Raw genomic sequence first — 22,414 nt, forward strand, 5'->3', positions numbered from 1 at the left:
AACAACTAAATGCCCCGTCCAATCCCAAAATCCATAACAGATAAAGAAAAAACCAGCGTTCGCGATTCCTTCAAAGCGCTGAAAACCATACCGCGCTTCTTTAAGGAAATATACCGCGCCAGCCCAAAACTGTTTTTTGTGAACGCCTTCAGCCGTTTGCTCAACGCCTTCACGCCCGTAGTAATCCTTTGGGTGGGAAAAATGATTATTGATGAAATAATCCTCCAAGTTTCCTTAGAAGACAAAGATTTTACAATGCTTTGGAATTACGTAATCATCGAATTTTCCGTTGCCGTACTTTCAGATTTGTTGGGAAGATTGATAAACCTAACGGACGGACTGCTGGGCGATTTATACAGCAACGCCTCTTCCGAAAAAATAATCCGAAAAACCAGCGAGCTCACCATCGCCCAACTGGAAGACCCCGAATTTTACGACAAACTGGAACGCGCCCGAACCCAAACCAACAGCCGGGTAGATTTAATGACCAACGCCTTGGGACAAGCAGAAAGCCTGATTTCTATGGTTTCGCTGATTGCGGGCTTGATTTATTTTGAACCTATTTTAATACTTATCTTGGTGCTCAGCATTATTCCTTCGTTTATAAATGAAGCGAAATTCAGCAGCACCCGTTACTCTTTGGCGCGCAGTTGGACCGCCGAACGCCGCGAACTGGATTACCTTCGTTTCATCGGCGCCAACAACCAAACCGCTAAGGAAATCAAGCTTTTCGGTCTAACAGATTTTATCGCGGAACGCTTTAAAAACCTTTCAAACGACTATTACCTCATCAACAAAAAACTCTCGCTTAGGCAAAGTTTTTACGGTTCGCTTTTCAATATTCTCGGCGTGCTCAGTTATTACGGCGCCTATGTTTACATCATCCTGCGGGTGCTTACGGGCGTGATTACCATTGGGGAACTCACCTTCCTTTCCGGTTCCTTCAACCGTTTGCGCAACAATCTGCAGGGCTTCTTTTCGCGCTTTACCCGTATTTCCGAAAGCGCGCTTTACCTTCAGGATTATTTTGACTTTATCGATTTAACTGTAGAGCAAAATGCCGAAGCAAAAACGGCTATGCCCAAAACCATTAAAGAAGGTTTTCAGGTTAACAACCTACACTTCGCTTATGCTGGTAGCGAAACCGAAGTGCTAAAAGGCGTAACCTTTATCCTAAAAGCAGGCGAAAAAATGGCCTTTGTAGGCCAAAACGGCGCGGGAAAAACTACGCTTATAAAACTCTTCCTCCGCTTTTACGAACCCACCCAAGGCGAAATACTTTTGGACGGCATCAACATAAACCAGTTTGATGTGGACGCCTACCGAAAACGTTTTGGCGTCATCTTTCAGGACTTTTTTAAATATGAGTTTACCCTACGTGAAAACATAGCCGTGGGCAATATAGACCAAGTGCAGAACGACGAAGTAATAAACTACGCCGCCAGCAAAAGCCTCGCGGAACAAGTGGTGACCGAAATGGCCGACGGGCTGGAACAACGCCTTGGCAGAAGGTTTTACAAAGGCACCGAACTAAGCGGCGGGCAGTGGCAAAAAGTGGCCCTGGCACGCGCCTATATGAAGGATGCCGATGTGATGGTGCTGGACGAACCCACCAGCGCGCTGGATGCCCAAGCAGAGTTTGATGTTTTTGAACGCTTTATTGCCCTCACCAAGGGCAAGACCAGCATTATTATTAGCCACCGCTTTAGCACCGTGCGCATGGCAGACCGTATTTTGGTATTGCAAAACGGCCAAGTGCTGGAGCTGGGCACCCACGAAGCGTTAATGGCAAACCCAAAATTGTACTCTGAGTTGTTTAAGTTGCAGGCGGCGGGGTATCAGTAGAGTTATTAACTCAAAAGTAAAATCAATTATGGACTATTTAACTTTTCATAACTATCTTTACTAAAACTTTATAATTTTGAAATGTTTGGAATTTTATTTAATAAGAAAATATGAAGAAAGAAAAATTTCTTGAGGCCGTAAATTCATTAAAACTCTATAGAAGAGCAGAGTTAATGGATCAAAAAGGACGTAAATTAATAAAAGAATTATATGCCGATCCTCTTCCCAATGATCACGTTTTAAAAACTTTGTTAAATGACAACACTACATTCCTTATTGGAAGAAAAGGAACAGGAAAATCTACGATTTTTCAAAGAGCTCAATATGAATTAGATCAAAAAAAAAATATTACGTGGGCTTATATTGATATCAAGTCCTTATACGAATCCTCTACATCAGAAGTGATTGGAATTTCCCACACTGATGTAACCGGAACTTTAAATTCACACACCATACAAAAACTGCATGTTTTTCGAGCATTTATGGCAGAATTGGTTAAAGAAATTAAAAAGCAAATCGAAAAGAGGATTGAGTCAAATATCTGGGCAACTATGAAGGATCGTTTCACGGGTTCTTCTTCTGAGCTTTTCGAAAAACTCGATCAATTCATTGCTGAAATAAATTCGGAACAATATATAAATGTAACAGGAGGTTTCGTGAAGAACGCTTCAATGGAACAAACAGATGGAAAAATATCTAAGGAAGAATTAAAGGTTACAGCTACCGCTTCTAAAACTCCTTCTTTTACAGGATCCTACTTTATTTCTGAACTAAAAAATCAAGAATCAAAACATAACGAAAACTTTTCTAAGATATTTATTCGTCTTTTTAAAATAAGAGAACTCATTCAGCAATTAAAGGAAATTTTGGCAACATTGAATTTAGACCGAATTCATATTTTTATTGATGATTTTTCTGAGTTACCAAAAACGGAAATGATAGAAGTAGTTGATGCAATCTTAACTCCCTTTAATAATTGGTCTGACGAATTTATTAAGTTAAAAGTAGCTGTTTATCCTGGCAGATTATATTTGGGAGATATAGATAAAACAAAAATTGACGAAGTATATTTAGATATTCACAGAGCTTATGGAAGAGGCGATATTAGTACAATGGAAGCCCAAGCTGTGGAATTTACAAAAAGATTACTTGAAAAAAGACTCAATTATTATACAAAAGATAATCTAGAAGAATATTTTTCATCCTCTAAATCTGTAGAAGAAATTTGGTTAAATTTATTTTATTCCAGCATGGGTAATCCAAGAATTCTGGGTTATATTCTCTATTACTGCTATGAAACTTCAGTTATTTACGGAAATAAAATTAACGTACAAAGCATTAAAGATGCCTCCAAAAGATATTTTTCAGAGAAAATTGGCGCTTATTTTAAATTAAATAAATTTCTTCACGAATCTTTCGAAGAAAGATCTTCAATTTATAGCCTTAAAGAATTGTATGAACAAATTGTTATAAGGTCAAAAGAACTTCGATCATACCAAGGATCTAAATTAATGAAAGATATAGCAGGACGACCACCCACAAGTCATTTTCATGTGATCTCCGAATATGAATCAGTCTTATCATCTTTGGAGTTAAATTTTTTTATTACCAAATACTACGAAATGAAAGATCGTGATGGTAAAGAAGTATCTATATATGCTCTCAATTATGGTTTATGTCAACAAGAATCTATAAATTTTGGCAGACCCCAAGGTAAAAGAGAATATAGGTTATATTACGTAGAACGAATATTTGATTATAGCCCAATAGTTACTTCATATCTATCTATGAACCAGGAAATTATTTGCGATTCTTGTGGAGTAAAGCAGGAAGCCTCTGCTCTACCAAGTTTACAAAAATATGACATGCTTTGTCCGGTCTGTAAAAATGGAAAATGTAAAGTAATAAACCTTTCAATAAAATATGGTGATCTTATAAACGAAGTATCAAAAGAATCTCTATTACCTAGAACTGAGCTTGGAATTTTAAAAACGCTACATGATGAAAGATCAAATATGTTCGCAAACCAAATTGCAGCAGAATTAGATTGCTCGTATCAATTAATCGGAAAAAGAGGGCGCAACCTTTCTGATAGAGAATTAGTTACTCGATCAGAAAATGAAACTGGAAGAAGAATTTTTACAATTACAGAGGAAGCACAAGAAATTTATTTTAACGATGAAGAGGCGGAGGATACTTTTAACTTTGAATCATAAAAATTTATCCTCCCCCGCTAGCGCGAGCGTCCCGCTCGTGCTCACAACAGTAATAAAATAATTTCTAAACTTAAAAAGCCCCCTCTGGCGCGCTTTTGCAAAGAGTGTCCATCTAAACAGCGCATTTGTAATGCGACCTTTCCCAATTACCTAACATACGTTACTAAAAATATAATATACATTACCAATTGCAACACATACAAAGGCAATCACAACTCCTGCAAAATCAATTACAACTCCTGCATAACCAATTGCAACTCCCGCAAACCCATTTATATCTCCTGCAAACCCATTTACAACTCCCGCAAAGCACATTTCATCTTCTGCATAGCCAATTGTAATTCCTGCAAAATTAATTGTAACTTCTGCGTAACCAATTGCAAATCCTTTAAAACCAATTGCCCCACTATCGCGAGCGTACTGCTTATAGTATTGAAGAATAAACCTACTAAACACCAAACATATTTATCAACTATATTCCATACTTTTAACCCATCTAAAGCAATAACAAACACGCTTCTTTCGCTAAATGAAACCATATAAATCCCTTAAAGCCACCATTCTTTTTCTCGCTATCACAACACTCCTATCCTGCAACAATGATGAAAAAAACAACAATGCAGATTCAACCAAAAGCTTACTTGGCGTATGGCAACGCAGCGACTTTAGCGAGGAATATGACTACAAACTGTATTTTAATACGGAAGGCAACGGCTACAGTACTGAATACATAGCCCAGCCGGACGGTACCGCAATTTCAAACCTGCGGCCCTTTAGCTGGAGCAGCAGCGAAACCACCCTTACCCTAGATTATGACGACGGCGCTACCGATGCCACCCCCTTTACCATAAACGCCGCCGGACAATTGCTGGCCTCGGGTTTAGGCAATGTACCCTTCAACAAGCTTTAATAGGTCTTAGCCTAATTTCCAATACTTTTCAATACGCATCCAACTAAGGGCTCTTTTACAAGGTTGCCGAGCACCAACCAATTCCTAAATGTTGTATTTTTAACTATATGCATCATTTAAATCCTGTTCAAAAATGAAAAAGAGCTTCCTTTTTAATGCTATAATCATTTTATTTATAGCAGCACCTTGTCTAAACGCACAAGAACCAATTTCTGAAAATGGCAGATTTACTTCTGTAAATGGTGCCAAAATATATTATGAAGAGTACGGCCAAGGAGCGCCATTGATTCTGCTTCACGGGTTTGGCAGAACGGCATCAGACTGGAAAGCTTTTATTCCCGAACTCTCCAAACAATACCGGGTAATAGCTTGGGATATGCGCGGGCACGGCCGTTCCACAAACCCAGACACTACCAATGTTTTTCTGCATGCAGTAGCCGCTCAGGATTTGCTGATGCTAATGGACAATTTAAAAATTGAAAAAGCAAAAGTGATTGGCCATAGCAGCGGCGGAATTATTGCGCTCTATGTTGCACATTTACAACCAGAACGTTTTGAAGCTATTGTGCCGGTGAGTGCGCAATTAAATTTCAGTACGGAAACTCGGGAATTTATTGAACATAATGCCAAGCCTGAAGATTTCTATATATTCAATGATGGCGAAAAATTGCACGGGGCCGAAAAGGGGATGCAGCTGGCATATCAATTTTATAATTTTAGAAATTTAACTGGAGATCCCAACATAACTTCAGAGCAACTTTCAAGAATAAAAGCACGCACCCTAATAGTTCACGGCGACAATGACTTTGTTCCCGTTTCCAATGCCTGGGAAATGTTCACCACCATCCCCAACGCACATCTTTTTATTGTTCCCAATGGCTGGCATATGCCCCATGAAGGCTCCTTAAATAGTGCAGATTTTACACGTAGAACCTTAGCATTTTTGAACGGCGAATGGAACAATCAAAACTAGATTGAATTTTAAGTTTTTCCCTCTAGCCCCAACGAGCGGAAGCATCCAGCTCGAATCCAACCATTTGAATGAATAAAACTCCGCACGCGAGAGCAAAAATTGAGCATTTTGGATGAAGCGTCACAAGTCTTTTAAATCCGTAAAACCCATTGTTACAAAACTCTTAAATCATCTTCAAAAAAATCTAATTAACGTAACTTGCGGACCTATTTAAAAGTGAAAAACATGCAAGACACTAACGTGCAAAATTATATAAAAGAGGTATTAGAAAATATGCCTGCAGACTGGCTAAACCTCACTACCCACAGACTTGATATTTATAATGAAAGCTTGGCAAAAACCCAGTTTTTAGATCAGTTTGAAAACTTATATCATGCCAATAATGCGGAACCGGCAGCCCTAAAAAAATTACCCACGGCTTATGATTATATCCGTTTGGGCCATCCACTATCCTGCATATTGGAATGGGGAATTGCCAACCTCAATAATTTAGCTCCCGAGCATGTAATAACCTTTTCCTCCAAAACGGTTCCCATCCTGGCAATCCTACGGAAGAATTTATTGGCTAATAAAAAAACCCAAATCCTTTATACCGATGAATTACCAAACTTTTTCGATGCTGACATCGTAAAAAACATCTACGGCTATAATTTTGAACTAAAGAAAATAGAGCAAGGAGCAGCCATTCCAAAATTTAATGGCAGCACCCTCTTCATTTCAGAGAATGAGAAGATTGGCGCTGTTGCGCTCACGCCAACCATTGACTTTTTCCTAAGCCTTCAAGGGCAGCTCGGAAGTACTTTAATTGTAAATGGCGAAAAGAACAAAGATTACATTTCAGAAATTCAGCACGTACGGAGAAGGGAAACCATTGCCATGACGCCTGCCAACTGCTTAATTGCATTAAAATGGCTTGGTAAACAACCCTCTATTGCGCTAAATAATGAAGATGAAAATAAACCAAGCGTATTAAATTCCATAAAGGAAATTACCGGCTCCCCCACAGCTGCACTCGTTGGTTCCAGCGGACTCTCTATTCAGTACGCCATTATGATGGGCCTCATCCACGATGCGCAGGAAAAACACAAAGGGAAGGCCATCAAATTTATTGTCCCTCCAAATTGTTACGGCGGCACAAACGACCAGGCAAGACGTGTGGCAGCTTGTCTTGATAATGTTGAAATAGTAGATTTATTGGTTGATGGTGATAATGAAATGGTGCAAAGTATCGATGCCGTTTTAACTAAAATAGCTGCCGAAGATGCCATCCCTTACATCATTGCTGAAATCCCAACAAACCCAAGAGTTGAAGTCCCGGATCTGCAACAATTGAAAGCTGTTTTAAGCAAAGAGCGCAAAACCTCAACGGGTGAAACTGCTATAGACCCTGTTTTTATTTTGGATCAAACTTTTTGCCCCAACTATCACTTCTTGGGCGAAGGGGAAATACTTTCAACGGTGCGGGCTATTTCATACGCTAGTGGTTCCAAATTCCCAAGTGGCGGAAAATGTACGGCAGGTTATGTGGTAGGAAATACAAAAACGATAGCCTTGATGGAAAAAATAGAGTTGCATCTAACCCTCTGCGATAACGAGGCTACAGCGCTTCAATATGAAATCCTGGCAAAGCAATTGCCTTCCATGAACAAACGGATTATTGATGCTTACTACAACACGCGTGAGTTTGTAAACTTCATCCACGAAACCTTACCGGAAGCAAAGATCAATTTTGTTTCAGAAAGTTTAGCAGCCCAAGGCTTTACCCCTTCTGTGTTTTCATTGGATCTTCCAACAAAGGGAAATACTGCTGAAGAAAAGGAAAGCTACAAAAGAGCCTTGAATTTGAAGCTAATTAATTTAATGATTACTGAAATTCCCAATGAAAGTAAGTTCTGCGTAAGCTATGGCCAGTTAAAAGGAAGTTATTGGACCATTCCCGCAACTTCTACGCAAGGCACGACCAAGGAAGGTGATAAGGATTATATTGTTCGCGTATCACTTTCAGGAAATATGGATCTTGCCCATCATAAAAGGGTGTTTTTAAAATTTGTGGAAAATATTTAAGTAATTTAGGATCGCGAGTATATTTTCAGAATATTGTGTTTTTATAACCATCGCGAGCCATGAATGCTAAATAATTATAGAATGAAAAACGATAGAATCTATAAAATGATTTTTGCTAGCGTATATCCACATTACGTAGCCAAAGCAGAAAAAAAAGGCCGAACCAAAGAAGAGTTGGACACCATAATCTATTGGCTAACAGCTTATGACCAAAAAACATTGCAGAAACAAATAGACAAAAAAGTAACCTTCGAAACCTTTTTTGACGAAGCCCCACAACTAAATCCCAATGTTTCAAAAATAACGGGCGTAATCTGTGGCTACCGCGTAGAGGAAATAGAAGATCCACTGATGAAAAAGATTCGCTATTTGGATAAGTTGGTGGATGAGCTGGCAAAAGGCAAGGCGATCGAAAAGATTTTAAGGAAGTAGATTGATAAAGACCAAAAGGGGTAAACTATCAAACTTTTCAATGCTTAAAATAAACTATCTTTAATGTTTAATTTTTAAACATTCCTCTCCCCGATGAAAGAACCGTTGCTGGAACTAATACAAAAGGTAAAAGCATTTTTAATTCGCAACTTTCACCAATATAACAGCAAACTGCCCTACATCATCACGGTTTTGGTCGCTTTGATTATTGTTATTGGCGGCATCAATCTGTTTATTGAACTTACCGAGGAATTAAAGGATCAACTCCTGCCACAATATGACCAAGCAATAACCGATTATGTTATTTCCTTTCGGAATCCTGCGCTTACAAAGTATTTTATTTTTATGACCAACGTGGGCGATTTATACGGTTATTTGATAGTTGTTGCAATTTCAGGGATAATATCCTATTTCGTTTTTAAAAAATGGCGGGGCGTAGTGCAAACTGTTTTCGTTTTGCTATTGGCTTCCCTATCGAATATGATGTTGAAACGCTTCTTTGACCGCGCAAGACCCAGTATTGAACATTTGGTCTCGGTAGAAACCTTGAGCTATCCCAGCGGCCACGCGATGAGTGCGATGGCTTTTTATGGATTTGTGATTTATCTTTTTTTCAGATTCAAGATCAATCATTTTTTAAAAACCGCAATAATTATATTGCTGGTTTTTGTCATTTTAAGTATTGGCATCAGCAGGATTTACTTGGGAGTACACTTTCCTTCAGATATTGCCGGCGGATATATTGCCGGATTTATTTGGGTGGCTTTTTGTATTCTTATTTTTAATTTGGTTGAAGTATTCAGAAGAGATCCAAAGACTTAAATGATATCCCCATATTCACTTTTATTACCTGGCACAACACACTTCACAAAAAAAAAGATGATGAAATATTATATCAAAAGAGAAAAGCAGTATATTTAATATCAACACTTTAACCAAATTACCCATGGCAATATTCCACTCTTTCCGTAAAGTATCGGCTTTGTTGTTTACTCTTTTGTTTCTCTATTCCTGTGGAGGTGATAAAAAGAAATCCAACAGTTTTTCAAATACTTATATTGTTCCAAAAACTGAAACTTTTGAAGTAACTAAGCAGGAAAATACCCAAACAGTTTCAGGAAAAGTTTTGGATGATTTAGAGTCTTACAATGCAGAAACGGGCACCTATGTTTTCTCTGATAGCGCAGACGAAGTGGAAGATTTGGAACCTGGAAAGGTAGTTTTGTTTGAAACACATTCACTACGGAAAGTAACAAGTGTACGAAAAGAAAGTGGTAAAATAATTGTAGAATCTGAATATGCACGCCTTACAGATTATTACAAAGATGCCAAAATAAGCTATTCGGCGCCCATTACTTGGGATAAATCGCAGGTGAGTGCCGCAAAAATGAAAATAGGAACGCCCGTGGCAACTATGTCAGTTCCAATGTTTGGATTTACAAATCCTCAAAATGAAGGAGAAGAAGAGCAAGAAATAGAGTCAGGAGGAGATTCAGAGCTTCATATTGCACTGGAGCGTGATATAAACGGATGGAATGTAAAATTTGAATTGACTCCCGAAGCGGGCGGTAAACTTAATATTAGCCTTACGGCAACAAAAGGAAATTTGTGCAGTATTAAAGCCGAAGGATTTATTTCCTCCTTTACAAGCAATGCAAATATTGACATTCAAGGGGGCGAAACACAAAGCGCTTCATACAGTAATGATGGTATGGAAGGTGAAATGGAAGTTAAATTTGCCGCGGTGGGTTTGGGATCGGATATTGCAATATTGGAAATTCCTGCGGAAATATCCCAAACTATCCTTATAAATGGAATCATTCCGGTAACCTTAAAACTGAAGGCCAATCTTAAAATTTATCCCGAAGTAGCTGTAGGTAGCAGTAGCCAAGTAAGTATGAAAGTTAAATATAACAGCAATATAGGTTTTTCATATGAGGATGGGGAAGTAACTTCAAGAGGCGATGTTACAGGTGATTCCGCAGAACAAACTGGAGACAGTAATACTGCAACAGCTGGAATTGCTGGAATGGGTGTGGGCGTAGAATTCCCAAGAATTGAAATAAGTATGTTAGGAAATTTAATAGTGCCCTATATTTTATTGGATACACGCACCTCATCTTACCTTTCCACAGGGCTTTTAGACAATAGGCCATGCCATACGGCTAGGTGTAAATATGAAGTGCACGTAGGAGTCAGTTTAAATTTTCTAAATATTGCATCAATCAATAATGACTATAAAGCCTTTGAAAATGAAAAGAATTGGGTTGCCCCCGGTTCGCATTGTAACGATTAATTTAAAAAATATGAACAACAACCCAGAAAGCCTAAAAGACGGTGAGCTTTGTGATGTTATTAAAGGAACGCACAGAGGAAAATCCGGCACCGTGCGTGACATCAATACCAGTAAGACTGGGCATATAACCATTACCGTGGTACAGGCAAACGGAGTCCGTTTTAAAACTTTGGGCAAGAACGTTGTGGTTAAATAGGTTAGTGATAAGCATGCCGGACAAAATAAAAATTAGATGAAGAAAGTCCTTTTAGTAAGATCCATTCTTCTCACACTAAGTTATTCCCAAAATGAATTGATTGTTCCTGGCATTTTAAATAGTAATCCAGATTTTACAAATTACTTTCACAAACGCATTGTAGTACTGGAGTTTAGTTTCTAAAAATCCAATCATCCAAAAATCTAACAATCCAAAAATCTACTTCCGTTTTCTAAAAATATAACTCATCCATACAGGGTCATTATCATCAGAAACCACAGATTGACGATCCAAAAACTCCCAGTCGTGCGCGTTCATATAATTGAGCAAGGTTGAAGTTTCCTCAATATCCTCAATTTCTTCAATAGAGATATTTTGGCCAATCAGCGAAGTCTGTTCCTCCACTTTTATACGTTTCACCTTCCCCCGGTTATTGGCTTTTTGAACTACAATTATTTCAAGAAAATTATATTTCGTAATTTCTTGTGAATGCCCTTCTGTAGCTATTGATAAGAAAAGGGCAATTATTAAAAATGCTATAAATTTTTTCATCTTTTCTGTTTATTTTATCGAAAAGTACAATTATATTTTTGGTATTAAAAGTTGCTATAAAAAATACCGACCTCCTCCTTAAATTTAAAAAAAAATTAACCCGTATTTACTTAAGGGATAATTAAGGGTTACTTAAGGTTTACTTAAGGTGTAATTAAGGTCAATCGGAATTCAGTAAAATTATTTTAACTTTGAAATTTCAGCTTTAAACCATCAAAAAATGCAATCCAAAGCAATCACGCCAGACCAATACATAACCGAGCTGCCCGAGGACAGAAAAGAAGTAATGCAAAAACTTCGGGAAACTGTAAAGAAAAACCTCCCCAAAGGTTTTGAGGAAACCATGCAATATGGAATGATAAGCTATGTGGTGCCACACAGTATTTATCCAGCTGGCTATCATTGCAAGCCTGCTGACCCTCTGCCGTTTTTAAGTATCGCCTCACAGAAAAACCACATTGCTTTTTACCATATGGGCATTTATAGTGACCCCAATTTGTACAAATGGTTTACAGAAGAATATCCCAAACACGCCGCAGGAAAATTGGATATGGGCAAAAGCTGCATCCGCTTCAAAAACCCAAAAAACATTCCGTTTGATTTGTTGGGTGAACTCACAACTAAAATTACCGTAGAAGATTGGATTTCAAAATATGAAAGCTTACTAAAACGATAGCCATCAAAGCAAGCAACATATTACAGCACTTTAAAAACACTCCGGACTTAAAAATCCGTTCAGAAAACTATCCTTTTGAATATTTTGAATTTTCTGATGAAAAAATAAACGAAAAGGAATTTAGCTTTCCAAAGGATTCCGTGCTCGGCATACAGGCGGAAGCTTGTTTTGAAGCATATTTAAAACAATCAAACAATATTGAATTGCTAGCTTCAAACCTTCAGATTCAAGGTGCAAAGGAAACTTTGGGAGAGTTGGATTATATAATTCGAAACCTTAAAACCAGTGAAGTTGTTCATATTGAATTGGCCTGCAAATTTTATTTATATGATAAGGCTATTGATGATGCAATAGAACAAAAATGTATCGGCCCCAACCGAAAAGACAGTTTGTATGACAAGTTGGAGAAGGTAAAGTTGAAACAGTTTCCATTGCTTCACTATCCTGAAACCATTCAAAAGTTAACAACACTCGGTTTACCCAAACCTACTTCGCAAAAGTTGTGTTTAAAAACTTTTCTATTTGTTCCGAAAGATATAAATGCTGAAACATTTCCAAAGTACGTTCAAGATTGCATTGTGGGCCATTATCTAAAGCCAAAAGATTTAGAGAAAGACGAAACGGCGCGCTATGCCATTCCCACTAAAAAAGAATGGCTTTTACCCGTAGAAAAAGTGACAGCTTGGTATTCGTTCACTGAAATAAAACAATTAATTGACGAACAATTAAAAGTGAAGAAATCACCTTTAATCTATAAAAAAACGCCCCATAAAATGGAGCGTTTCTTTATAGTTTGGTGGTAAAATTTATTTAGTGCCATAGGTATCAAAAAGATAAACCAAGCTCGCCATAGTAGCCGCACCAAGTTCCAATTCCCGTTTGTTTACGGCATCAAAAGTGTCATTGGCAGCGTGGTGATAATCAAAATACCGCTGACTGTCTGGGCGCAGTCCGGCAATTACATCAATATTTCCTTCCAATGGACCAATATCGGAACCACCGTGGCCTTTTTCAAAAGAATGGATTAAATACGGTTTAAATAACGACTGCCATGACTGTGCTTTCTTAAAATTGGCAGCATCCGTTTGGAATGAAAATCCGCGGGGTGTAAAGCCTCCCGCATCACTCTCCAAAGCGAAGAGATGCTTTTCTCCTTTGCGCTTTACTTCTTCTGCATATTTGGTTCCACCTCGCAGTCCGTTTTCTTCATTCATAAACAAAACCACTCTAATAGTGTGTTTGGGCTTGTAGCCTATTTTCTTAAAAAGCCGCAACACTTCCATACTTTGCACACAGCCCGCCCCGTCATCATGAGAGCCGTCGGCAAGATCCCAACTGTCCAAATGGCCGCCCACGACCATATATTCATTAGGATTGGTACTGCCCGTAATTTCACCAATCACGTTATAGGATTGCACATCGTCAAAGGTTTTACAGTTCTGCTTGAAATAAAACAGAAGATTGGGCTGTAACTTCAAAAGACTGCTTAAATATTCCGCACCATTGGTACTAATTGCCGCCGCAGGAATGCGTTGCGAAACTGGCGTGTCGCCATAACTCATCGCACCAGTATGCGGATAATCATCCAAGCGAAGGTTCATAGAACGAACAATCACGCCAAGCGCGCCGTATTTTCCAGCTTCCGCAGCACCAGCATAGCGTTGGTCCACGCAACCTCCGTAAGCCTCAAAAGTCTGTATTAAATCTGCCTGCATCGGTCTGTTAAAGAAAACAATCTTTCCAGCAAGCTTTTCCTTGCCTAAGGCAGCAAGCTCATCCAGTCCTTTTACTTCAACTATTTCGGCTTTTATTCCCAAACTTGGCGTAGCTACCGAACCCCCAAGGGCACAAATTTCAGTAACTGTCTTCTCTCCATTGCTTGTTTCTATATAGGCGTATTCCTTAAAACCCCTTGTCCATTTTGGAACCATTACGGGCTGCAGCCAAACCTTGTCCAAACCAAGTTCTTTAAGTTGCGCCTCTGTATATTTTACAGCGTTTTCCGCTTCAATGGAACCAGAAAGTCTACCACCAATTTCATTGGAAAGATAATCCAGCCATTCATAGCTTTTGCCTTCCGTTAAGGATGCGGTATAAATCTTCCTGAGCATAATGGAATCCTGAACTGCGTTCTGCGAAATGCTTACTGAAGAAATAAATAGAAAGAAAAATAATGTGGGGAGGAAACCGATTTTCATTATGATTGTTTTAAAAAAAGTTTAATTGAAGTTAGTCATTCTTAAGCCTTTCGCGGTACTCGGAAATCTTGGCTTTTATATCGTCATCCAGCTCGGGCTCTTTGATGTCTTTGTATTTTTGAAGTTCCTGAAGCATAATTTCCGCAACAATAACCCGCGCGGTACGCTTATCATCGGAAGGAATTAAATACCAAGGTGCATACGGTTTTGAAGTTCTATTGATAGCTTCTTGATAGCATTTTTGGTATTCACCCCAAAGTTCGCGTTCATCCAAATCTCCCGGGGAAAATTTCCAGTTTTTTTCAGGTTTGTCCAAACGTCGCAGTTGGCGGTGCTTTTGTTCTTCTTTACTAAGATTTAAAAAGAATTTAAATATAATCGTTCCATTTTGCTGAATGGTCTTTTCAAAATCATTGATCTGCTGAAAACGTTTGTCCCAGAATTTTTCATTAATATCTTCCAAACTGTTAACATTGGGCAAGTTTTCGCCAAGAATATATTCGGGATGGACTCTTGTTACCAAAACATTTTCATAATGGGTTCTATTAAATACTCCAAATTTTCCGCGTTCGGGCAGTGCAATGTAATGCCGCCAAAGGTAATCATGTCTTTTTTCCAGAGCCGTTGGCGTTTTGAAACTATAAACCACCACCCCGCGAGCATTGAAATCCTTAAAAACTTCCCGGATCAAGCTATCTTTTCCCGCAGTATCCATTCCTTGCAGACAAACCAAAACGCCATATTTTCCATGGGCATAAAGTGTATCCTGCAATTTGCCCAATTTTTTTCGGGTTTTTTCCAGTTGGTCTTCCAATTCGTCTTTCGACGCCTCTAGGTCCCACGAGGTTTTTGTTCCGTCAATTACAATTTTTTCAGAAACTTTAAAATCTGTAATGTTTACTGTTTTCATAGTTTTTATTTACTTGCAAAAAGTTTTACATCTTCTTCGCTAATTTCCTTCCCTCCAAGAATAATCAAGCGTTCCACTACATTTCGAAGTTCGCGGATGTTTCCCGTCCAGTCATATTCCTGTAAAAGTTTTATCGCTTTCGCGGAAAATTTCTTTTGGGAAGTTCCGTGGTCGCTTGCTATTTTTTCGGTAAAATATTCCACCAAAATTGGAATGTCTTCGCGCCTGTCGTTTAGAGAAGGTACTTTTATAAGTATTACCGCCAACCTGTGGTACAGATCCTCGCGAAAGCGGCCTTCCTCAATTTCTTTCTTTAAATCTTTGTTTGTAGCCGTAATAACGCGAACGTCCACTTTTATGTCTTTATCGCTACCCACGCGCTGCACCCTATTTTCCTGCAAAGCCCGAAGTACTTTTGCCTGCGCGGGAAGACTCATATCCCCCACTTCATCCAGAAAAATAGTTCCGCCATTGGCAGCTTCAAACTTGCCCGCCCGATCTTTAATTGCTGAAGTAAATGCGCCTTTTACATGCCCGAAAAGTTCGCTTTCAATCAGCTCACTCGGGATTGCGGCACAATTCACCTCAATCATTGGTCCGCTACTGCGTTCGCTTTTTTGATGGAGCCAATGCGCCACCAACTCCTTGCCCGTTCCGTTGGGACCTGTTATTAAAACGCGGGCTTCGGTAGGTGCTACTTTCTCTATCATTTCCTTTATCCTGTTTATTTCAGGAGATTCGCCTACCATTTCATAATTTTTACTGACCTTTTTCTTCAGTAATGTATTCTCCACAACCAGCTCTTTTCTATCCAAAGCAATGCGGACGGTATTGAGCAAACGATTTAAATCCGGCGGTTTTGAAATGTAATCAAAAGCGCCCAAACGCATCGTGTTTACTGCAGTATCCAAATCGCCGTGTCCAGAAATCATAACCATCGGGATTTCGGGTTTTATTTTTTTCACAGCTTCCAAAACCTCAACGCCGTCCATTTTTGGCATTTTAATGTCGCACAGCACTAAATCAAAATCTTCTTTTTTGATGATTTCCATTCCGGAAAGGCCATCTTCGGCTTCAAAAACCTCATAGCCTTTGTTTTCTTCGGAAAGAATTTTCACCAAAACCCTTCGGATGGCTGCTTCGTCTTCTATTATAAGTATTCTTGGCATTAATATTTGAATTTTAATCCAGCCCTAAAATAAGGCGAGTTCTCGGTATTGATCTTGTAAATTTTATTTCCATCAGCATCTTCCAAACGGAAATCATTATATACTGAATGTGCTGCATACCCATAAAACAAAAGGTGCTTGGTGAAAAAATGCTCATAGCCCAACCCCAGAAGACCGATAGTTTCCTGGATGCTTTCGGCAACTTTCCCGTCGGAATTTTGACTGGATAAAGGCACAAAATTCTGTTGGATGTTTGCATAAACATTATCCAAGGTAGCAAAAGCCTGAATAGCATCTTTATGGTTATCATTTAAATAATGCCTCACGTTCGTTTTGGGCACCCCCAAAGTGTAGGTCCAATTTGGGTGAAATTCTTTATAATAATTTAAAATAGGCAAAGGAAATCCCCTTCCCGGAGTGTTTGAATATGTAAGCCCAAGCACCAATCTGTATGGTTTGTGGCCTTCCGTGGTATCATTTTTTTTATCCTTTATGGCGTAAACAGCACCTTCATAAATAATATCATCACTTTGAAGGCCATCCTTAAAATCACTTTGGAATTTTGGTCCAAATTTTAAACCAAATCTCCAATCATTTTTCGCAGTCCATGTGTAACCCAAATAAGCGTCGATTTGCTGGACAGAAGTTACAAGATTGTCCCGAAAATTTGAATTTGGAATTGGTTCCGTAAAAGCCAAAACATCTTCATTATCCTTTATATTAATATCTACATAACGATATTCAAAACCTATGACCAAATAGTTTTTCTTTTCTTTATTGATGGGAATAGGCGCCTGTACCAATGCGCGGTATCTGCTGATTGAGTTGTCTGATTTTGAAAATGGCAGGTATAGATATTCAATACGTGCTAAATCTGTTGTTTGAGCGGTCATTGCAAATGCAAACAGCAATAGCAATGAACTTATAAAGATGGTTTTTTTCATAATTTTTCTTTTTTTAATAGGGAATTTGCCGAATTCATAGCATTTTTCGGCAAAGCCATTTTTTTAATATTTAAGCCATTTAAATATTTCCTTGTAAGTAGGTTTTTTTCCATACATTAAAATACCTACACGATAAATTTTCGCCGCAAACCAAACCATTCCAACAAAAGTGGCAAAAAGAATTACTACCGAAATAATCTGTTGCCAAAGCGGAACCCCGAAAGGAATACGCATCAACATTACCACGGGCGAGGTAAAGGGAATATACGAGAAAACTTGTGAAACAGTTCCATGCGGATTGTCTATTACAGTGAAAATACCTACATAAACCGCTAAAATAAGCGGCATTAAAATAGGCATCATAAACTGTTGGGTATCAGTTTCACTATCCACTGCTGCCCCAACAGAAGCATACATAGAAGCGTATAATAGATAACCGCCCACAAAAAAGAGGATAAACATTATAATAAGATTCGCAATGGGGAGATTGTTTATTTCCATCATTACTTCCTGAATTAACTGCTGTGTACCGCCATCTACTGTTTTTTCTATGGCTTGGCCTGAAGCAGAAACGCTGGTGGGGTCAATTCCAAAAATAGAGGTAACGGCTGCCATTAAAATCAATATGAGTATAACCCAAACCAAAAACTGTGTAACCCCTGCCAAAGTGGTCCCGAATATTTTTCCCAAAAGCAATACCCTGGGTTTTACGGATGAAATGATTACTTCAATCACACGGCTTGTTTTTTCTTCAATAACACTTCGCATAATCATATTACCGTATATTATGATAAACATAAAAAGTAAATAACCAGCCAGCCCGCCAAAGCCCAACTTTAGGCCTGCGCCAAGTTTGGATGTTTCCATTCCCTTAAAAGTCTCTTGATTGGCACTGATGTTTATGTGTAGGTCCTTAATAGTTTCCGAATCAATTCCCGCTTCTTTAAGCTTTAGGGTATTTACTTCACGTTCCAAAATATCGTTAATATTTCCCATTAAAGAAAGGGAAGGGGAATCTTCCGAATAGAACGTTATTTCCTTTGAAAGCGATTCAAGGTTTTCGGTTTTGGGAATGTAAAGCAAACCATAAATTTCAGTAGATTCGGCTTCTTTTTTTGCATCAGCCAAAGAAGTACCGCTAAGTATTTTATAGTGGGTAGTTGATGAATTGGTGAATTCATTTGCAAACAAACCGCTTTCATCCAAAATTGAGATGTTGCGAACGGTATCATTATTCAAACTCGAGAGGTATGCAACCAATGCAAAAATCCCCACGAAGATGATTGGGCTTAAAAACGTCATGATTATGAACGATTTATTGCGAACTTTGGTAAGGTATTCCCTTTTAATGATAAGAGGAAGATGGTTCATTGTTTAGTTTTTTTGTACGGTTTCAATAAAAATATCGCTGGCGGAAGGGATTACTTCCACAAAATGGGTCAATTGCCCTTGTGAAGTTAAATAGTTCACCAAGTCATTCGGAGAGACGGAATCCGGAATTTTCACTTTGTACTGTAGCTCGTCATTGATACTTTTAAAAGTTGCAGGGAACACTTCAAATTTTTCTTTCAATAAAACTGAAGTGACCTCGTGATTTGTGGTTTTCAGACCTATTTCGAAAATATTACTTCGGTATTGGCGCTTTATATCTATCAACCTGCCGTCCAATATTTTATTGGATTTATGAATTAATGCAATGTGGTCACACATTTCTTCAACAGATTCCATACGGTGCGTTGAAAAAATAATGGTGGCTCCATCTTCGCGAAGTTTTAAAATTTCATCTTTAATGAGGTTTGCATTAATGGGATCAAAACCGCTGAAAGGTTCATCAAAAATCAACAATTTTGGATTGTGAAGCACGGTAACCACAAATTGTATTTTCTGTGCCATCCCCTTGGAAAGTTCCTGTATTTTTTTGTCCCACCAATCGCCTATTTGCAAACGATTGAACCAATATTTAAGACGTTCCTTTGCCTCCTGTTTTGAAAGTCCTTTTAGTTGCGCCAAGTATAGGGCCTGCTCGCCCACTTTCATTGTTTTGTATAGTCCGCGCTCTTCGGGAAGATACCCAATATACTGAATATGATGCGGCTGTAGCGGTTCGCCATCAAGAATAACCGAACCTGTATCGGGCATTGTAATTTGGTTTATAATCCTGATTAAAGTTGTTTTTCCGGCACCATTTGGACCCAATAAGCCAAAGATGCTTCCTTTTTCAACCTCGATGGATACATCGTTTAGCGCTTTATAATCACCGTAGGTTTTGGAAACATTGTTGACCTCTAAAAGTTTTTCCATAAATTTTATTTGAAGTATGTAAATATATTGATTTGACTACGAAGCGCTATAATTATTAAGAGTATTTTAAGTGACAGAGTTTTAAAAAAAGAATAAAATAGCTGAAATAAAATATTTCCATAAAACAAAACCCACCCAAAAATAAATTCTTGGGTGGGAAAAAAAATTGCTATGAAAAAGAAAAATTATCACTTCTAGAAGAAGCGACATTTCAAATATATGGAAAAAAATTAATTTAACGTTTATTTAAGAGAACATATCTTTTACTTTTTCAAAAAATGATTTGTCATCTTTTTCAGGTTTGGGCTGAAAGTGTTCGTCATTGCTCATTTTTTCAAAAAATTCCTTTTGCTCTTTTGAAAGCGATTTTGGAGTCCAAACGTTTATGTGAACCAATAAATCTCCCGTTCCATAACCGTTAATGCTTGGTATTCCCTTATTGCGGAGTCTTAATATTTTTCCGCTCTGCGCACCACTATCAATCTTTATACGAACTTTCCCCGTAACGGTTTCTATTTCTTTGGATGTTCCCAAAGCTGCTTCAGAAAAACTGATGTATAAATCATAATGAAGATTATCTCCTTCACGCTGAAGAGTATCGTGCGGTTTTTCTTCAATTGCAACCAAAAGATCGCCTGGAATTCCATTACCGGGGGCATCGTTTCCTTTTCCTGAAACTTTAAGTTGCATGCCATCCACAACACCAGCAGGTATTTTTATTGAAACTGTTTCTTCGGTTACCAACATTCCCTCTGCATCCGCATTCGCAGGTTTTGAGTCAACAATTTGGCCCAAACCGCCGCAAGCGCTACAGGTTGCAGCAGTTTGCATACGCCCCAAAATAGTATTTTGGATTCGGGTTACCTGCCCCTGACCATTACAAGTTGAACAGGTTTTATATGTGGTGCCCTTGGCAAGTTTTTTAATTTTTACTTTTATCTTTTTCTCAACGCCGTTTGCAATTTCTTCCAAAGTAAGTTGCACGCGAATACGCAAATTGCTTCCTTTCACGGTTCTGCGGCCACCGCCACCAAAGCCGCCGCCGCCAAAACCACCGCCAAAAGCGCCTCCGAAGATGTCCCCAAACTGGCTGAAAATATCGTCCATATTCATTCCGCCACCACCAAAGCCGCCGCCACCTTCAAAAGCACGGTGACCAAATTGGTCATATCTGGAACGTTTGTTTGGGTCACTTAGCACTTCATAAGCCTCTGCTGCTTTTTTAAACATGGCTTCTGCTTCGTGATCGCCCGGATTTTTATCGGGATGATATTGCAGTGCTTTTTTTCGATACGCTTTTTTAATTTCAGCAGCCGAAGCACTTTTTGAGATTTCTAGAATTTCGTAATAATCTTCCTTCATATTTTATTGTCCTATAACTACTTTTGGGTAGCGGATTATTCTGTCGCCCAAGGTGTAACCCTTTTCAACAACGTCTATAATTTTGCCTTTTAACTTATCTTCCGGGGCTGGGATTTGTGTAATGGCTTCGTGCGAGTCTGCATCAAAAGTATCCCCCGCCTTAACATCCATCACCTGAAGTCCTTTTGCCTTTAGGGTTTCGCGCAACTTATTATTGATAAGTTCAACTCCTTTATAAAGATTATCGTCATCGCTTTTTTCAATTTCTTTCAAAGCGCGTTCAAAATCATCCAAAACCGGCAACATAGAATTGAGTACGTCTTCCCCTGCAGTTTTACGAATCTCAATATGCTCGCGGGCGGTACGTTTTTTATAATTTTCAAATTCCGCAAAAAGGCGCAGATAACGATCCTTTTCGCGCTGAAATTCTTCCTGCAATTCAGAAAGGGCGTCGGTTACTTTTTCTTCCGCAAGTTCCTGTTCATTTAAATCTTGATCGTCAAAACCAACTTGGTTTTCACGTTCGGTATCTTTCAATTTATCGTTTTTGCTCATAGTAGCGTTTCTTTCAATTTTTTTCAGAAGGGAGCAAAAGTACTGCCATTTGTTCTAAATTGTCAAAATGTCACAGCAATTAATTTAGTATTTGTTTAAGAAAAATCATTTTGTTTAAGCATATTTTTGCACTTCAAAACAAAAACCAATATCTATGAAATCTACATTCTTAAAAATTACACTATTTACTTTTATTGCAGTGGGAGCAATTTCTTGCAAAAACACTGAGAAAGAAACGGAAACTGCGCTTGAGGAAGTTGCCGAAGCTACAGAAATGGCCAGCGAATATACTGTTGATACTGCCGCTTCACAAATTATGTGGGAAGGTTCAAAACCTACCGGAACGCATCACGGAACTATAAAACTTTCCTCTGGCACAATTCATTTGAATGAAGGAAAACCAGAAGCCGGAAACTTTGTGATTGATATGAACTCTATCAATGATGAAGATTTGGAAGGAGACCAAAAAGCTAATTTGGAAGCACACTTAAAAGGTACTGCCGAAGGAAAAGAAGGCGATTTCTTTAACGTGAAAGAATTTCCAACCGCAAAATTTGAAATGACAAGTCTTGAAAACAATATGGTGAAAGGAAACTTAACCATAAAAGACAAAACAAATGCTATTGAATTCCCTGCAACTGTAACCATGGAAGGTGAGAAAATGATGCTGAAAAGCGAAGCTTTTGAATTGGACAGAACAAAGTGGGATGTAAACTACGGTTCAAAATCTATTTTCCCAAACCTGGGTGATAAATTTATTAATGATACAATGAAAATTACAGTTTCTTTAGTTGCTACAAAGTCATAATCAAAGA

22 protein-coding genes are annotated in these 22,414 nt (G+C 38.5%); 12 read left to right on the top strand and 10 right to left on the bottom strand.

The window, feature by feature from the left end; translation table 11 throughout:
* Positions 1–9 precede the first annotated feature (9 nt).
* The gene (locus A7A78_RS03565) at positions 10–1,845 is read left to right on the top strand and encodes an ABC transporter ATP-binding protein (protein ID WP_068761078.1); all 1,836 of its coding nucleotides are present in this window, start codon (positions 10–12) and stop codon (positions 1,843–1,845) included.
* Positions 1,846–1,955: 110 nt separating this feature from the next.
* Positions 1,956–4,061 carry a MarR family transcriptional regulator gene (locus tag A7A78_RS03570; RefSeq protein WP_068761079.1) on the top strand — a complete coding sequence of 702 codons (2,106 nt, stop codon included), beginning with the start codon at positions 1,956–1,958 and terminating at the stop codon, positions 4,059–4,061.
* 150 nt (positions 4,062–4,211) lie between these two features.
* Here A7A78_RS03570 and A7A78_RS03575 read toward each other — a convergent pair whose 3' ends face one another.
* Positions 4,212–4,517, bottom strand: coding sequence for a hypothetical protein (locus A7A78_RS03575; RefSeq protein ID WP_068761080.1), 306 nt, complete (start codon positions 4,515–4,517; stop codon positions 4,212–4,214).
* A gap of 73 nt (positions 4,518–4,590) precedes the next feature.
* On the opposite strand from A7A78_RS03575, the gene A7A78_RS03580 reads away from it, so the two are divergent.
* From A7A78_RS03580 to A7A78_RS03610, 7 genes are all read left to right on the top strand, one after another.
* On the top strand, positions 4,591–4,971 hold the full coding sequence (locus A7A78_RS03580) for a hypothetical protein (protein ID WP_068761081.1): 381 nt from the start codon (positions 4,591–4,593) through the stop codon (positions 4,969–4,971).
* 133 nt (positions 4,972–5,104) lie between these two features.
* A complete protein-coding gene (locus A7A78_RS03585; protein WP_068761082.1) occupies positions 5,105–5,944 on the top strand; it encodes an alpha/beta fold hydrolase in 840 nt (279 codons plus the stop codon).
* Between the two features lie 225 nt (positions 5,945–6,169).
* Complete coding sequence (locus tag A7A78_RS03590; RefSeq protein ID WP_068761083.1) at positions 6,170–8,008, top strand: PLP-dependent aminotransferase family protein; 1,839 nt, start codon at positions 6,170–6,172, stop codon at positions 8,006–8,008.
* Positions 8,009–8,089: 81 nt separating this feature from the next.
* Positions 8,090–8,440 carry a DUF2200 domain-containing protein gene (locus A7A78_RS03595; RefSeq protein ID WP_068761155.1) on the top strand — a complete coding sequence of 117 codons (351 nt, stop codon included), beginning with the start codon at positions 8,090–8,092 and terminating at the stop codon, positions 8,438–8,440.
* A 93-nt stretch (positions 8,441–8,533) separates the two neighbouring features.
* Entirely contained in the window at positions 8,534–9,262 is a 729-nt protein-coding gene (locus A7A78_RS03600; protein WP_068761084.1) for a phosphatase PAP2 family protein, read from the top strand.
* 124 nt (positions 9,263–9,386) lie between these two features.
* Positions 9,387–10,736, top strand: coding sequence for a hypothetical protein (locus A7A78_RS03605; protein WP_068761085.1), 1,350 nt, complete (start codon positions 9,387–9,389; stop codon positions 10,734–10,736).
* Positions 10,737–10,746: 10 nt separating this feature from the next.
* Positions 10,747–10,932, top strand: coding sequence for a hypothetical protein (locus tag A7A78_RS03610; protein WP_068761156.1), 186 nt, complete (start codon positions 10,747–10,749; stop codon positions 10,930–10,932).
* A gap of 219 nt (positions 10,933–11,151) precedes the next feature.
* On the opposite strand, the gene A7A78_RS03615 is transcribed toward A7A78_RS03610, so the two are convergent.
* Positions 11,152–11,484 (bottom strand): hypothetical protein, encoded by a 333-nt coding sequence (locus A7A78_RS03615; protein WP_068761086.1) that lies wholly within the window; start codon positions 11,482–11,484, stop codon positions 11,152–11,154.
* A 220-nt stretch (positions 11,485–11,704) separates the two neighbouring features.
* Between A7A78_RS03615 and A7A78_RS03620 the strand changes: the two genes are divergently transcribed.
* On the top strand, positions 11,705–12,160 hold the full coding sequence (locus A7A78_RS03620) for a DUF1801 domain-containing protein (RefSeq protein WP_068761087.1): 456 nt from the start codon (positions 11,705–11,707) through the stop codon (positions 12,158–12,160).
* 140 nt (positions 12,161–12,300) lie between these two features.
* A complete protein-coding gene (locus A7A78_RS03625) occupies positions 12,301–12,963 on the top strand; it encodes a DUF1853 family protein (protein WP_068761088.1) in 663 nt (220 codons plus the stop codon).
* Between the two features lie 3 nt (positions 12,964–12,966).
* Here the strand turns inward: A7A78_RS03625 and A7A78_RS03630 are convergent, their stop codons facing one another.
* The 8 genes from A7A78_RS03630 to A7A78_RS03665 all read right to left on the bottom strand — a co-directional run bounded on the left by A7A78_RS03630 (position 12,967) and on the right by A7A78_RS03665 (position 21,599).
* Positions 12,967–14,358, bottom strand: a complete 1,392-nt coding sequence (locus tag A7A78_RS03630) for a M20/M25/M40 family metallo-hydrolase (protein ID WP_068761089.1) — start codon at positions 14,356–14,358, stop codon at positions 12,967–12,969.
* 31 nt (positions 14,359–14,389) lie between these two features.
* Positions 14,390–15,268, bottom strand: coding sequence for a PPK2 family polyphosphate kinase (locus A7A78_RS03635; RefSeq protein ID WP_068761090.1), 879 nt, complete (start codon positions 15,266–15,268; stop codon positions 14,390–14,392).
* Between the two features lie 5 nt (positions 15,269–15,273).
* Entirely contained in the window at positions 15,274–16,437 is a 1,164-nt protein-coding gene (locus A7A78_RS03640; protein WP_068761091.1) for a sigma-54-dependent transcriptional regulator, read from the bottom strand.
* Positions 16,437–17,381 (bottom strand): hypothetical protein, encoded by a 945-nt coding sequence (locus A7A78_RS03645; protein ID WP_068761092.1) that lies wholly within the window; start codon positions 17,379–17,381, stop codon positions 16,437–16,439. Before A7A78_RS03645 ends, A7A78_RS03640 begins: the two co-directional genes overlap by 1 nt.
* Positions 17,382–17,444: 63 nt before the next feature.
* A complete protein-coding gene (locus A7A78_RS03650) occupies positions 17,445–18,752 on the bottom strand; it encodes an ABC transporter permease (RefSeq protein WP_068761093.1) in 1,308 nt (435 codons plus the stop codon).
* 3 nt (positions 18,753–18,755) lie between these two features.
* Entirely contained in the window at positions 18,756–19,682 is a 927-nt protein-coding gene (locus A7A78_RS03655; RefSeq protein ID WP_068761094.1) for an ABC transporter ATP-binding protein, read from the bottom strand.
* A 246-nt stretch (positions 19,683–19,928) separates the two neighbouring features.
* Complete coding sequence (dnaJ, locus tag A7A78_RS03660; RefSeq protein ID WP_068761095.1) at positions 19,929–21,044, bottom strand: molecular chaperone DnaJ; 1,116 nt, start codon at positions 21,042–21,044, stop codon at positions 19,929–19,931.
* Positions 21,045–21,047: 3 nt separating this feature from the next.
* Positions 21,048–21,599, bottom strand: coding sequence for a nucleotide exchange factor GrpE (locus A7A78_RS03665; protein WP_068761096.1), 552 nt, complete (start codon positions 21,597–21,599; stop codon positions 21,048–21,050).
* A 154-nt stretch (positions 21,600–21,753) separates the two neighbouring features.
* Between A7A78_RS03665 and A7A78_RS03670 the strand changes: the two genes are divergently transcribed.
* Positions 21,754–22,407 (top strand): YceI family protein, encoded by a 654-nt coding sequence (locus A7A78_RS03670; protein ID WP_068761097.1) that lies wholly within the window; start codon positions 21,754–21,756, stop codon positions 22,405–22,407.
* Positions 22,408–22,414 lie beyond the last annotated feature (7 nt).

This window comes from Aequorivita soesokkakensis (assembly GCF_001641085.1).
In the GTDB taxonomy this organism is placed as follows: Bacteria; Bacteroidota; Bacteroidia; order Flavobacteriales; family Flavobacteriaceae; genus Aequorivita; species Aequorivita soesokkakensis.

Bases quoted from the DNA above. Each gene is read 5' to 3' on its own strand.
- A7A78_RS03565 (WP_068761078.1), top strand. From the start codon at position 10: ATGCCCCGTCCAATCCCAAAATCCATAACAGATAAAGAAAAAACCAGC.
- A7A78_RS03570 (WP_068761079.1), top strand. From the start codon at position 1,956: ATGAAGAAAGAAAAATTTCTTGAGGCCGTAAATTCATTAAAACTCTAT.
- A7A78_RS03580 (WP_068761081.1), top strand. From the start codon at position 4,591: ATGAAACCATATAAATCCCTTAAAGCCACCATTCTTTTTCTCGCTATC.
- A7A78_RS03585 (WP_068761082.1), top strand. From the start codon at position 5,105: ATGAAAAAGAGCTTCCTTTTTAATGCTATAATCATTTTATTTATAGCA.
- A7A78_RS03590 (WP_068761083.1), top strand. From the start codon at position 6,170: ATGCAAGACACTAACGTGCAAAATTATATAAAAGAGGTATTAGAAAAT.
- A7A78_RS03595 (WP_068761155.1), top strand. From the start codon at position 8,090: ATGAAAAACGATAGAATCTATAAAATGATTTTTGCTAGCGTATATCCA.
- A7A78_RS03600 (WP_068761084.1), top strand. From the start codon at position 8,534: ATGAAAGAACCGTTGCTGGAACTAATACAAAAGGTAAAAGCATTTTTA.
- A7A78_RS03605 (WP_068761085.1), top strand. From the start codon at position 9,387: ATGGCAATATTCCACTCTTTCCGTAAAGTATCGGCTTTGTTGTTTACT.
- A7A78_RS03610 (WP_068761156.1), top strand. From the start codon at position 10,747: ATGAACAACAACCCAGAAAGCCTAAAAGACGGTGAGCTTTGTGATGTT.
- A7A78_RS03615 (WP_068761086.1), bottom strand. From the start codon at position 11,484: ATGAAAAAATTTATAGCATTTTTAATAATTGCCCTTTTCTTATCAATA.
- A7A78_RS03620 (WP_068761087.1), top strand. From the start codon at position 11,705: ATGCAATCCAAAGCAATCACGCCAGACCAATACATAACCGAGCTGCCC.
- A7A78_RS03630 (WP_068761089.1), bottom strand. From the start codon at position 14,358: ATGAAAATCGGTTTCCTCCCCACATTATTTTTCTTTCTATTTATTTCT.
- A7A78_RS03635 (WP_068761090.1), bottom strand. From the start codon at position 15,268: ATGAAAACAGTAAACATTACAGATTTTAAAGTTTCTGAAAAAATTGTA.
- A7A78_RS03640 (WP_068761091.1), bottom strand. From the start codon at position 16,437: ATGCCAAGAATACTTATAATAGAAGACGAAGCAGCCATCCGAAGGGTT.
- A7A78_RS03645 (WP_068761092.1), bottom strand. From the start codon at position 17,381: ATGAAAAAAACCATCTTTATAAGTTCATTGCTATTGCTGTTTGCATTT.
- A7A78_RS03650 (WP_068761093.1), bottom strand. From the start codon at position 18,752: ATGAACCATCTTCCTCTTATCATTAAAAGGGAATACCTTACCAAAGTT.
- A7A78_RS03655 (WP_068761094.1), bottom strand. From the start codon at position 19,682: ATGGAAAAACTTTTAGAGGTCAACAATGTTTCCAAAACCTACGGTGAT.
- dnaJ (WP_068761095.1), bottom strand. From the start codon at position 21,044: ATGAAGGAAGATTATTACGAAATTCTAGAAATCTCAAAAAGTGCTTCG.
- A7A78_RS03665 (WP_068761096.1), bottom strand. From the start codon at position 21,599: ATGAGCAAAAACGATAAATTGAAAGATACCGAACGTGAAAACCAAGTT.
- A7A78_RS03670 (WP_068761097.1), top strand. From the start codon at position 21,754: ATGAAATCTACATTCTTAAAAATTACACTATTTACTTTTATTGCAGTG.